The sequence below is a fragment of the Actinomyces viscosus genome (assembly GCF_900637975.1).
Lineage (GTDB): Bacteria > Actinomycetota > Actinomycetes > Actinomycetales > Actinomycetaceae > Actinomyces > Actinomyces viscosus.
Map to the genome: position 1 here is coordinate 3,271,170 of NZ_LR134477.1, position 12,202 is coordinate 3,283,371.

Genomic DNA, 12,202 nt, shown 5'->3' on the forward strand with positions numbered 1-12,202 from the left:
TGAAGAAGATGTGGATCTCTAGGCGCCGGCCAGGAAGTCGCGCAGGATCGCGTCCATCTGCTCGGCCTCGATGAGGAAGCCGTCGTGCCCGTGCAGGGAGGTGATCGTCTCGCGCCGGGCGCCCGGGATGCCGCCGGCCAGCTCCTCGGCCTGGGCCGCCAGGAAGAGGCGGTCGGAGTCCACGTCCACCACGAGCGTGCGCGCCTGCACGCTGGCCAGCGCCGCCTCGATGCCGCCGCGTCCGGTGCCGACGTCGTGCACCATCATCGAGTGGGTGACGATGAGGTAGGTGTTGGCGTCGAAGCGCGCCAGCAGCTTGCCGGCGTGGTAGTCCAGGTAGGACTCCACCTGGTAGCGCCCGCCCACGGCCGGGTCCTCCTCGCCCTGGTGGCGCCGCCCGAACCGCTCGTCCAGCTCGGCGGCGCTGCGGTAGGTGGTGTGCGCCAGCGCCCGCGCCAGCCCCAGCCCCCGCACCGGCCCCACCGAGTGGGAGTAGTAGTCGCCGTCGAAGAAGAAGGGGTCGGCCACGATCGCCAGCTCCTGGAGGTGGCACCAGGCCAGCTGGTCGGCGGTGGTCGAGGCGCCCGTGGCCACCAGCGCCAGGTTGCGCACCCGCTGAGGGTGGGTGACCGCCCACTCGATCGCCCGGTGCCCGCCCAGCGAGGCCCCGATGACCAGGTGGAAGACCTCGATGCCCAGGGCGTCGGCCAGCCGGGCCTCGGCCTCGACGGCGTCGCGCGTGGTCAGCCACGGGAAGCGGGACCCCCAGGGCCGCCCGTCCGGCGCCGTCGACGACGGGCCCGTCGATCCCTGGCAGCCGCCCAGGATGTTGGCCGCCACGACGAAGTAGCGCTCGGTGTCGATGGCCCGCCCCGGCCCCACCAGGTCCGACCACCACCCCGGCGTCGGGTGCCCGGGCCCGGCCTCGCCGGTGACGTGGGAGTCGCCGGTCAGCGCGTGCAGCACGAGGACCGCGTTGTCACGCTGGGGGCTCAGCTGGCCCCAGGTCTCGAAGGCCAGGACCGTGTCCGGCAGGACCTCCCCGGACTCCAGGGGCAGGTCCCCGATCTCCAGGAATCGACGGCGTCCCGGCTCGTCTCCCGGCCGCCAGGCCCCGGTGGGGGAGCCGGCCTTGCGGTCGACGAGCTTGGAGGAGGCCGTTCCCACGCCGTAGGCGGCGGGTGCGGTGTCGTCGGCGGACGGGGCGGTCTGAGGGTGGGAGGGGGTGGGATTGCTCATGACAGGCTGCCTCTGGTCGCGATCATCGGGAAACGAGTGGAAGAAGGATCGACGCCGCCTCGCGGACGCTCCATAGGGCTCCGGGGCTGACCCTCCAGGGGCCGTCCGCGGGCCTTAAGGTGCGTCCGCGCGCTCACGGCGGCTTCAGGCTCCGGCTGCCCCGGTTGCACCGACGGCGCGCGCTGCCGCCAGGCCCCGCTCGAGGTCGGCCAGGATGTCGTCGATGTGCTCAATCCCCACGCTCAGGCGCACGGTCCCGGCGCTGATGCCGGCCGCGGCCAGCCCGGCGTCGTCGAGCTGGGAGTGGGTGGTGGTGGCCGGGTGGACCGCCAGGGAGCGCACGTCGCCGATGTTCGCCAGGTTGGAGAACAGCCCGAGCGCGTCGATGAAGGCCGCCCCCGCCTCGCGCCCGCCGGCCAGGTCGAAGGTGACGATCGATCCGGCCCCGCGCGGGCAGTACTTGCGGTGCAGCTCGTAGTAGGGGCTGGAGGTCAGGCCCGAGTAGCGCACGGCGGCGACGTCGTCGCGCCCCTCCAGCCAGGTGGCCACCGCCAGGGCGTTGTCCACGTGGCGCTCCATGCGCAGCGAGAGCGTCTCGATGCCCTGGGCGATGAGGAAGGCCGAGTGCGGCGCCAGCGGGAAGCCGAGGTCGCGCTGGCCCTCGGCACGCGCCTTGAGGATGAAGGCCAGGTTCGCGCCCAACGGGCTGCCCACCCCCAGGTCCCGGGCGTAGACCAGGCCGTGGTAGGACTCGTCGGGCGTGTTGAAGGTGGGGAAGCGCTCGGGCTGGGCGGCGAAGTCGAAGCCGCCGGAGTCCACGATCACCCCGGCCACACTGGAGCCGTGCCCGCCCAGGAACTTCGTCGCCGAGGCCACCACGATGTCCGCGCCCCACTCGATGGGGCGGGTCAGGAACGGCGAGGCCACCGTGTTGTCCACGACCAGCGGGATGCCCAGCTCGTGGGCGGTGGCCGCGACCGCCTCGATGTCGAGGATGTCGCCGCGCGGGTTGGGGATGGTCTCCCCGTAGAAGGCGATGGTGCGCTCGTCGGCCAGCGCCGCCCAGGCCGCCGGGTCGCCCGGGTCGTCCACGAACCGGGTCTCGAAGCCCAGCCGCGGCAGGGTGTGGGTGAGCAGGTTCGTGGTGCCGCCGTACAGCGAGGGGGAGGCCACGATGTTGTCGCCGGCCCGCCCCAGCGTCAGGAAGGTGAGGGTCTCGGCCGCCTGGCCCGACGCCGTCAGCAGCGCCCCGACGCCGCCCTCCAGGGCCGCGATCCGCTGCTCGACGATGTCGTTGGTGGGGTTGGTCAGGCGCGAGTAGATGGGACCCAGATCCGTCAGGGCGAAGCGGGCGGCCGCCTGCTCGGCCGACTCGAAGACGTAGGAGGTGGTCTGGTAGATCGGGATGGCTCGCGCGTGGGTCGGCTCGGCCAGCGGGTCGTGCCCGGCCTGGACCTGCTTGGTCTCGAAGCGCCACCCCGCCGGATTGGTGGGGGAGGGGACCGGGGGCTGGGCCAGTTTCCGGGAGGCGGCCCCGTCAGTGGCCCGGTCGGTGGCCTGCTCGGGGGCGGAGGGGTGCTGGTCGGTCATGAGGACTCCTTGGTGGTTCCTGGTGACCGGCGGCGATGTCAGTGCCACGGGCGGTGCCCGCGCCGCGCCGTTGCTTCCGGCGCGCTTGCGAGTGGTGCTGCCCGGCGCCCGCTGCGCCCGGCGACGAGGCCGGTGGACGCAGTCGGTGGCGAGATGTCGTGGCGCTTGGTCGTCCGCCGTCACCGTTTCTGCAGTGTCTGCGATGGGTGTGAGTGAGGGCGGGGACGCGCACGTGGGCCGACGGCGGCGTGCGCGTCAGCTGCGCATTCGCCCCGTGGCGGGGGCGTCCGGCCGGAGGGCCTCAGGACGACGGAACATGCTCCGACTTTAGCGGTTTCCTCCGCGCCCGGTCCAAACGTGTGTCCACGATGCGGGGGCGGGCCGGGGCCTCCCCGGTGCTCAGGAGGTCCAGCCCGGGGGCTCGGGACCGTCGTCGGCCCCCGCTTTCGGCTCCGTGCCGACGCCTCGGCAACCCCGGCTCAAAACCGCCTCTGACCTGCACGAACGGTTGGTTGTGCCAGATGTCATACCGGTCACGGTCGCATGACGGACGTCGAGAGCCTTGTCATCACAAGCAAGACCCCTGAACTACAGGGGTGTAAGTTACGATTGTGAATAGTGTGAACTCTGTTTTCTGTTGAGACTGAAGCGACTAGTGTGGTTGCGTCACATCCGGGCCGACGCACCCGCCGTCCTCGTCCCCTCCTCCGTCCCGCGCCCCCGTGATCTCGCGGAACGGATCCCGACGGTTGGGCCGACGTCGGTCCCCGGGTGAGGCGACATCCTCACGTTCAGCCCCATCACGACGGAGAACCCCTGTGAGCCCGATCCCCCAGAGACGACACGGACACGGTGTCGTCGCCACCGCAGTCGTGGCACTGGCCTGCACCCTGGCGCCGTCGGCGCTCGCCGACCCGGTCGATCAGAACGACATCGACCGATCCAAGGCCTCGGAGCGCTCGACCTCCACCTCCATCGCCTCCCTGGAGGCCCAGCTCGCCCAGCAGAGCACCACCCTGGAGCAGGCCCAGGTCAAGGCGCAGGTGGCCAACGAGGACTACCTGACCGCCGTCGACGACCTCAACACGGCCACCACCGACGCCCAGACCGCCCAGGCCAACGCCGACAACGCCGCCTCCAGCACCGCGGCCGCCCGCTCGGAGCTGGGCTCGATCGTCGTGCAGACCTACCAGGAGAGCGGCAACCCGCTCGACCCGCTCACCCCGTACCTCACCAGCGAGTCGCTGGCCGACCTGGCCGACGCCGACGTCGCCCTGGCCCGCGCCGGCGAGAACAACAACGCCAAGGTCCAGAACGTCGAGGCCCTCCAGTCGGTGGCCACGAGCATGCAGGCCATCGCCGACCAGAAGGTCAAGGACAAGGAGAGCGCCAAGACCTCCGCCGAGACCGCCAAGTCCGACGCCGAGACCGCCGCCCGCGACGCCCAGAGCGCCGTCTCCACTACCCAGACCAACCGCCAGAACCTCATCACCCAGCTGGCCGCCCAGCGCAACACCACCGTCGAGCTGGAGACGCAGTACCAGAACCAGGTCGAGGCCGAGCGCAAGGCCCGTGAGGAGGCCGCCGCCCAGGCCGCGGCCAAGGAGGCCTCGGAGAAGGCCGCCGCCGACCTCGCCCAGAGGCAGGCCGAGCAGGCCGCAGCCCAGCCCCAGGAGACGGCCCCCGCCCCCCAGGAGACGGCCCCCGCCCCCCAGGAGCAGGCGACCGAGCCCGAGCCCGCCTACCAGGCCCCGGCCCAGGACCCCGCCACCACCTCCCAGCCCGAGACCTCCGACGACGAGGACCGCGCTCCCGCGCCCGCCCCGGCCGCTGAGCCCGAGCCCGCCCCGTCGTACTCCGGCAACGCCGCCTCCATCGCCATCAGCACGGCCATGAGCTACCTCGGCACGCCCTACGTGTGGGCCGGGGAGTCGGCGTCGGGCCTGGACTGCTCCGGGCTGACGATGGTCTCCTACGAGGCCGCCGGGGTGTACCTCACCCACTCCTCGCGCGTGCAGTACGGGCAGGGCACCCACGTCCCGCTCGACGCCGCCCAGCCCGGTGACCTGGTCTTCTGGTCCTCCGACGGCAGCCAGTCCGGCATCTATCACGTGGCCATCTACCTGGGTGACGACACGATGATCGAGGCGCCGACCTTCGGCATGACCGTGCGCGTGACCTCCATGCGCTACTCCGGCGTCATGCCCTACGCGGTGCGTCTCTAAACACTCTCAGCGGCAGCCCTCTCGCCGCGAGGTGACCCGCCGGGACGCTGAGCCGCCCCACCCCTGAGCAGGGGTGGGGCGGCATATGTGCTCGAAGGCGTGGCGGGTCTGGCGGGAGCGGCGCGAGGAACGAGCGGCGCGGATGGTAGCCGAGAGCATATGTGCCGCCCTGCCCCGCCCAGTCCGGGCGGCTCGCGTCAGTGGCCCTCGCGAGCGATGCGGTCGGCCTCGCGCTGGAAGGACTGGCGGATCTCCTCCTCGGCCTCCTCGCGGCCCACCCAGTGGGCGCCCTCGACCGACTTGCCGGGCTCGAGGTCCTTGTAGACCTCGAAGAAGTGCTGGATCTCCAGGCGGTGGAACTCCGAGACGTCCTCGATGTCGGTGCGCCAGGAGGCGCGCTGGTCGGCGCTGGGCACGCACAGGACCTTGTCGTCGCCGCCCTTCTCGTCGCGCATGCGGAACATGCCCAGCGCGCGGCAGCGGATGACGCAGCCGGGGAAGGTCGGCTCCTCCAGCAGGACCAGGGCGTCCAGCGGGTCGCCGTCCTCGCCGAGCGTCTCGTCGATGAAGCCGTAGTCGTCGGGGTAGCGCGTGGAGGTGAAGAGCATGCGGTCCAGGCGGATCCGGCCGGTCTCGTGGTCGATCTCGTACTTGTTGCGGTTGCCCTTGGGGATCTCAATCGTGACGTCGAACTCCACGGGGAGCCTCCTTCGCTCGTGTCTTCAGCTCGTTGGGCGCTGGAACGGTGCCTGGCGGTCGGCGTCGATCCGGCGGGGCGGGTATTGATGGCACTAGTGTGGCGCACGACAGCGCCCGAGGTCAGCAAACGCGTACTCTGCACGTCGGTGCACCGGCGGGGACGACCTCCCGGGCGCCCCACCCACCTGATATACAGGCCATCCCAGCCTGTCAACAACCCAGTCCGGAGGACGTATGCGCAAGGTCCAGACCGCGGCCCTGACGGCGGCGAGCCTGCTGGTTTTCGGCGGCTACTACAGCCTGGGCGATGCTCTCGACCTGGTACCTGGCCCGGTGACGGTGGCCTACGCCGACGTCGCCCCCCAGCCCTTCCCGACGCCGGCCGGCCCCAGCGCCAAGACCACGGCCCCCTCCGGCCTGGAGTCGGGGGCGCCCACGCCCTCGAAGGCGGCACTGAGCTCCTACGTCCAGGCGGTCGCCTCCGATGCCGCCCTGACCGGCGGGAGCGTGACCGCCTCGGTCGTCGACGTCGCCACCGGCGAGGAGCTGCTGGACCAGTCGGCGGCCACCGGGGTGACGCCGGCCTCCACCAACAAGGTGCTCACCGCCTGGGCGGCCCTGTCCTCCATGGGGCCGGGCCACACGCTCCAGACCAAGGCCGTCCTGGACGGCCAGACCGTCACCCTCGTGGGCGGCGGCGACGTCCTGCTGGCCGAGGACGCCGGTGACCCGACCGCCACGGCCGGCCACGCGGGCCTGGGCGACCTCGCCCGCGCCACCGCCGAGCAGCTCAAGGCCCAGGGGACGACGTCGGTCTCCCTGCGCCTGGACGACACCCTGTTCACCGGCGCCCAGTGGAACGACGGCTGGGAGTCCGGCAACGAGCAGTACGTGGCCAAGATCCAGCCGATCATGGTGGACGTCTCGGCCACCCAGAACCAGGGCTACCCGGCCGACCCAGCGATGGAGGCCGCCCAGGCCTTCGCCCGGCACCTGAGCGAGGCCGGCATCACGGTCGACGGCGACGCGTCCCGCGCGGCCGCGCCCAGCAGCGCCCGGGAGCTGGCCTCGGTCTCCTCCGCCCCGCTGTCCGACATCCTGGCCCTGTCGCTCAAGACCTCCGACAACACGATGACCGAGGTCGAGGGGCGGCTCGTGGCCGTCCAGGCCAAGGAGACCGCCGACTTCGCCGGGGCCTCCAAGGCCGTGACCGCCCAGCTGCGCAAGGACGGCTTCGACACCTCCGGGCTGACCCTCCTGGACTCCTCCGGGCTGGCCAAGGGCAACAAGGTGCCCGCCAGGCTGCTGACCCAGATCCTGGCCAGGTCCGCCGGTGACGAGGGCGGCTCGACCGGGCGCACCCTCATCGCGGGCCTGCCCGTCGCCGCCCTGGACGGCACCCTGGGCAACCGCCTGCTGGGCACCTCCGCCGCCGGAACCGTGCGCGCCAAGACCGGGTCGCTGGAGCAGACCTCCTCGCTCGCCGGCGTCGTCACGACCGCCGACGGGCGGCTGCTGGCCTTCTCGATCCTGGCCAACGGTTTCCCCGCCAACGGCAGCTCGGCGGCCGGCGCCGCCATCGACAACCACTTCGTGGCGCCCCTGGCCTCCTGCGGCTGCTCGTGAGAACCCACGTGATGCCGGTGGACCGGTAGGCCGGTAGGGTCCGTCCAGTAGGTTCCCTGAAGGGCGCGGGCCCGGTGACGTCAGTGACTTCAGTGAGAATTCGGTGAGAAAGGCGTGGCGGTGACAACCAACGGCACAGCAGCGGGGCTGGTCGACTGGCGGACGGTGGAGCGCCTGACCGCGCTCATCCCGGCCGGCCCCAGTGCCTCGCACTCCACGCGCGCCAGCTCCGTGGCGGTCCTGCGCCGCTCCGCCCAGGAGGCGCCGGCCTGGGTCGCCAGGATCACCGGTCTGCACCGGGCGGCCCAGCAGGTCGCGGACTCAACGCGGGTGAGCGTGGTCGACCGGGCCGGCCTGGTGCGCGCCTCCACCCGGGCGCTGCGCGACCTCATGGGGCAGGTGCCCGCCCCGCGGGCCTCGGAGGCGGTCCGGCTCGTCGGGGCCGCCGAGGTGGCCGGGGCGATGAGCCTGCTGGCCACCCGGCTCCTGGGGCAGGTGGTGCCCCCAGCCCCGACCGCCCCGAGCGGTGCCGACGACGGCGAGCCCGGAGCCGGGCGGTCCGGAGACGAGGAGGGCGAGGGCGAGGCGTCCGGCGTCGTCGGCCGGGCGGCCCCGGGGGCTCCGCACCTCCTGCTCGTGGCTCCCAACGTGCTGGCGATGCGCCGCCAGATGGACCTGGACATGCTCGACCTGCCCGCCTGGGTCTGCCTGCACGAGGTGACGCACGCCGTCCAGCTCACGGCCGCCCCCTGGCTCGGCCCCTACCTGACCGACTCCATGCGCACGGTCATCGGCGACGTCGTCGAGGCCGTCTACGGCGGCTCCGGCGGTGCTGCGGGGGCGAGCACGGGGCAGCGGGCGCCTCGGTCGCGGCGGGGCGGCGCGGTGCGTATCGCGGCGCGCGCCGGTCGGGGACGCGTGCTGGAGGGACTGACGAACTTCAGGGATCGCTCGGAGGTCGCCTCCCTGGCGGCTGCGCTGACTTTTCTGGAGGGGCACGCCGAGGTCGTCCTGGACGACGTGCGGCCCAACCGGATGCCCTCGGTGCACCGGCTGCGGGCGGTGCTGTCGCGCTCTCGCGCGGTTGACGGCGGCATCGGTCCCGGGCCGGGCCTGGGGGCGCTCCTGCTGCGCCGGCTCATGGGGCTGGAGGCCAAGGAGGCCCAGTACGCCGACGGTGCCGCCTTCGTGCGCAGCGTCGTGGCGCGCATCGGGCAGGAGGGGCTCAACGTCGTGTGGACCGACCCCGCGCTGCTGCCCACCCCGGCCGAGATCGCCCGTCCCGACGTGTGGGTGCGCCGCGTGAGCTGAAGTGCCAGGTCGGGCCCGGTGTGGCAGGCTTATGGCGTCGACGCGGACCGGTGGCCTCCCCGGGCCCCGGTGGCACCGCGAAGCCATGACGACGCATGAGGAAGGCAGGGCGGATGGACGCCACGGACATGGGATCGGACCTTCAGCAGGTACTCATCACCGAGGAGCAGATCGGGCAGCGCCTCGACGAGATGGCCGCCCAGATCGACGCCGACTACGCGGGCCGCGACCCCCTGCTCGTGGGCGTGCTCAAGGGCGCCGTCTACGTCATGGCGGACCTGTCGCGCCGGCTGCACATGAGCGTGCCGATGGACTGGATGGCGGTGTCCTCCTACGGCTCGGGAACCAAGTCCTCCGGGGTGGTGCGCATCCTCAAGGACCTGGACACCGACGTCACCGGCCGCCACATCCTCATCGTCGAGGACATCATCGACTCCGGCCTGACCCTGTCCTGGCTGCTGGGCAACCTGTCCTCCCGCGGTGCGGCCTCGGTGGAGATCGCCACACTTCTGCGCAAGCCCGACGCCGCCAAGGTCGAGGTGGACGTCAAGTACGTCGGCTTCGATATTCCTACGGAGTTCGTCGTCGGCTACGGACTGGACTATGCCGAGCGCTACCGCAACCTGCCGTTCATCGGCACGTTGCGGCCCGAGGTCTATGGAGGCTGACTGACTCAGGTCAACCTTGACAAAACCTGAGGGGAGAACGGGAGAATCGGGGGTGGGTCGGTCGAAGTGCTGCTGCCGGGCGGTGCTCGCGAGGCCCGTGACCTGCGTCCTGCCCCCTTTTCCAGGTGGTCGGAGCCGTGTACGTTACGTTACGATAACGAGTGTAGGTCGTCGGCGGATGCCCCATGCCGGCGGGTGATTGTGGAAGGACAGTTGGTGACGGTGAAGAAGGCTGTGCGTCGACGTGTCTCGGGGCTGGTCGGCCTCGCGGGTGCGGTGGTGCTGGCGTCCTCGCTGGGTGCGCCCCTGACGGCCCCCGTGGCCGCTGAGCCGGCCGCAGGCACCACTTTTAATACGGTTGCTGAGATGGCGCAGGTCAGCGGCGCTTCGGGCACCCTGACCACTCTTGGCGATGAGGCGCCGGGTGACGGCGGCGGTCTGACCTACACCGTGGAGAGCACGAGCCCCGCCGGCGCGCTGGGGGCCGTGTCCGTCATGCTGGCCGACGGCCAGTGGGCCGTGCCACGGGGTGTTCCGGTCGCCCCGACTGCCGCCTCGGACGGTGCCGCCGCCGGTGACGTGGTGGCCCGGGCGCAGTCCTTCGCCGCCGCGGGAGGCTCCCTGGTGGTGGACCCGTCGCGTCCCACGCCGCTGTCGGGCGCGAACGTCCGTGCCGGCGGTTCGGGGCCGTACCCGATCACCTCCTCGGCGCTGGTGGGCATGGTGCTCTCCGGCTGGGACTACTCGCACACCACGTACGTGGCGGACCAGAACACCCAGGTGGGGTACCGGGCCGACGTCGGGCACGATCTGACCGGGTCCTGGAAGCCGGACGACCTGGCCGGCTGGTTCAACTCGCAGGGGCGTCTGTGGGTGAACGCGAACGGCGCTATCGCCCCCGGTGACATCGTCTTCTTCTCCAACCCGATGCCCGCGGGGCAGGGCGGGGCCGGCTCGGCTCCCGCGCAGTCCGTGGTGTTCGGGAACGTATACGACGTCGGCATCTACGTGGGGGAGAACAAGGTCGTGAGGGCCTCGTCCGGCGGTGTACGGGCGGAGACGCTGGATGCGCAGACGATGGCTGAGGTGGCCCTGGTGGCTCGCCCGCAGTGGTCCGCGCCCGAGGGCGGTGCGGCCGCCCCGGATCAGTCGGGAGCCACTGGCGGCGCCGGTAGTAGCGCGACGCCGGGTCCGGAGGCCTCAGCCTCGGCCTCGGCCCAGCCGGGTGCGCAGACTCCGGCTCCGGGGGCCCCGCCCGCCAATGGTGGCTCGGTGCCGGATGGTTCGAGCACCGGCTCGCAGTCCTCGAATGGCGCCGGGCACGACGACCGTAACGAGGTTGTGGTGGGTGCCAGCAGCGGCCAGGACAGCAAGGGGCGCACGAGCGCCGCTGAGCGGTCCTCCTCCCAGAGCGCCCGGGAGCGGTGGCTGCCGGTGACTGGTGTGGCGATCGGCGTGCTGTCCATGGCGGCGATCCTGCTGTCCGGCGGCCTGATCATCCTGCGCCTGCGCCGTAGTTGAGGGGCCGGGCGAGGGTTGACCCACTACACCAACGTCGGCTCTTACGGGATGGGCGTCATCGACGTCGTCGCGGACGCATCCCCGGGCCTCAGTCCTCGGCCCTTAAGGTGCGTCTGCGGCGAACTGAGTGCCTTGACCGGGTACCGAGAACACCTTTGCGGCCCTCCCCTCGCGACGGAGCCTCATGCACCTCACTGTGCGGGCCGATCTAGCGGGTCCCGCGGTATAGGCATGATGGCTGCGTGACGCTTGCTGGAGTTCCGCAAGCTCACCTGGCGCGAATCCACCTGAGGTGGACGCTGCTGCGGACGCTCTGAGTGCTGTCGGCGAGGACGGCGCCCGTACTGAGTCGCGACTGGTCTGCGCCGGATTGGGAAACGGATGTGGTGCCCCTGTTGCTAACTGCGCATGTCGTAGGCTTTTCGACGTCTTCTGGCATGAGGTGCTTTCTGACGAGAAGTTGAAGGAGGTGATTAGAGGTTGGCAGGCCACGTCTTAATGTGCGGCAGCGAGACCACCGCCGTGCTCGCCGCCGTCGAGGCCCATCCACGCCAGCATCGGCGCCCGCGTATCAGCGCCCCTCCGCCGGCGCCACCACTGCCGTCTTCTCCCAGCTTATGGCCCTGGCCCGCTACACCAACGTCGGCTCCCACGGCGCCTACGGGATGGGCGTCATCGACGTCGTCGCGGACGCACCTTAGAGGCCGCGGACTGCCCTCTGGGCCTCAGTCCTCGTGCCCTAAGGTGCGTCCGCAGGGGAGGCGGTTGAGTCGTCGATGCCATCAATCGCAAACCCGTGAAGCTGCTCGAAGGGGAGAGCTCTCCGGCTCACGTCGCAAGTGGTCCCTCTCCCAGCGGATCACGGCTTGTCGCTGGGGTGTGCTGAGGAAACCCGCCATAGGTGAGACCTCGCGAAGCCGGCAGCCGTCTTCGTCGTCGGCACACATGCGTTCACGCATGGCCCTGGTGTCTCCCGACTCGAGCCACGATCTCCATCGCTCGAGACTTGATCGGTGCAGTGTTCCTCGGGTTGAGGACTCGTTACGTGCGATTCCGTCGGCAATCTGCGAGCGCCACTCCGTCGCCGACCAGTTGATAGAGGCGTCGACGAGACGGTGGAGCATGAGACTTCGACGACGTGAGCGACTGGTTGCAGCGGCGCTGTCGGCATCAATGGAGGTGATGTCAGGGCTGAGGGTAAGGGGGTGCTGCGGCACGCGTCGCAGAGCACTCCCTGTGCGGGGATTGCGTGGGGATGCGGTGGTGTGCTGCCAGCCGTGTCCGAGCGCCTACTGCACGAGGTCCGGGTCCTACTGGCCAGGG

The 12,202-nt window shown here is 71.3% G+C and carries 9 protein-coding genes; 6 read left to right on the plus strand and 3 right to left on the minus strand.

The features are described 5' to 3' along the window. Window positions 1-18: 18 nt before the first annotated feature. Both metX and EL340_RS13810 read right to left on the minus strand, forming a co-directional pair. Window positions 19-1,239 (minus strand): homoserine O-acetyltransferase MetX, encoded by a 1,221-nt coding sequence (gene metX / locus EL340_RS13805; RefSeq protein WP_126415100.1) that lies wholly within the window; start codon window positions 1,237-1,239, stop codon window positions 19-21. Between the two features lie 144 nt (window positions 1,240-1,383). Continuing rightward, the gene (locus tag EL340_RS13810) at window positions 1,384-2,829 is read right to left on the minus strand and encodes an O-acetylhomoserine aminocarboxypropyltransferase/cysteine synthase family protein (RefSeq protein ID WP_197722318.1); all 1,446 of its coding nucleotides are present in this window, start codon (window positions 2,827-2,829) and stop codon (window positions 1,384-1,386) included. 818 nt (window positions 2,830-3,647) lie between these two features. On the opposite strand from EL340_RS13810, the gene EL340_RS13815 reads away from it, so the two are divergent. Then, window positions 3,648-5,054, plus strand: a complete 1,407-nt coding sequence (locus tag EL340_RS13815; RefSeq protein WP_126415101.1) for a C40 family peptidase — start codon at window positions 3,648-3,650, stop codon at window positions 5,052-5,054. Window positions 5,055-5,251: 197 nt separating this feature from the next. Here EL340_RS13815 and EL340_RS13820 read toward each other — a convergent pair whose 3' ends face one another. After that, entirely contained in the window at window positions 5,252-5,752 is a 501-nt protein-coding gene (locus EL340_RS13820; RefSeq protein ID WP_126415102.1) for an inorganic diphosphatase, read from the minus strand. Between the two features lie 235 nt (window positions 5,753-5,987). Here EL340_RS13820 and dacB point away from each other — a divergent pair, with 235 nt between their 5' ends. The 5 genes from dacB (at window position 5,988) to EL340_RS15615 (ending at window position 11,580) form a co-directional block, all read left to right on the plus strand. Next, window positions 5,988-7,379, plus strand: coding sequence for a D-alanyl-D-alanine carboxypeptidase/D-alanyl-D-alanine endopeptidase (dacB, locus tag EL340_RS13825; protein ID WP_126415103.1), 1,392 nt, complete (start codon window positions 5,988-5,990; stop codon window positions 7,377-7,379). A 120-nt stretch (window positions 7,380-7,499) separates the two neighbouring features. After that, complete coding sequence (locus EL340_RS13830) at window positions 7,500-8,690, plus strand: Rv3626c family coenzyme F420 biosynthesis-associated protein (RefSeq protein WP_232023108.1); 1,191 nt, start codon at window positions 7,500-7,502, stop codon at window positions 8,688-8,690. A 113-nt stretch (window positions 8,691-8,803) separates the two neighbouring features. Beyond that, window positions 8,804-9,358, plus strand: a complete 555-nt coding sequence (gene hpt, locus EL340_RS13835; protein ID WP_126415105.1) for a hypoxanthine phosphoribosyltransferase — start codon at window positions 8,804-8,806, stop codon at window positions 9,356-9,358. Window positions 9,359-9,574: 216 nt separating this feature from the next. Beyond that, the gene (locus tag EL340_RS13840; protein WP_126415106.1) at window positions 9,575-10,879 is read left to right on the plus strand and encodes a hypothetical protein; all 1,305 of its coding nucleotides are present in this window, start codon (window positions 9,575-9,577) and stop codon (window positions 10,877-10,879) included. Between the two features lie 500 nt (window positions 10,880-11,379). Continuing rightward, window positions 11,380-11,580 (plus strand): hypothetical protein, encoded by a 201-nt coding sequence (locus EL340_RS15615; RefSeq protein WP_232023109.1) that lies wholly within the window; start codon window positions 11,380-11,382, stop codon window positions 11,578-11,580. The last annotated feature ends 622 nt before the right edge of the window (window positions 11,581-12,202 follow it).

Bases quoted from the DNA above. Each gene is read 5' to 3' on its own strand.
- EL340_RS13810 (WP_197722318.1), bottom strand. From the start codon at position 2,829: ATGACCGACCAGCACCCCTCCGCCCCCGAGCAGGCCACCGACCGGGCC.
- metX (WP_126415100.1), bottom strand. From the start codon at position 1,239: ATGAGCAATCCCACCCCCTCCCACCCTCAGACCGCCCCGTCCGCCGAC.
- hpt (WP_126415105.1), top strand. From the start codon at position 8,804: ATGGACGCCACGGACATGGGATCGGACCTTCAGCAGGTACTCATCACC.
- dacB (WP_126415103.1), top strand. From the start codon at position 5,988: ATGCGCAAGGTCCAGACCGCGGCCCTGACGGCGGCGAGCCTGCTGGTT.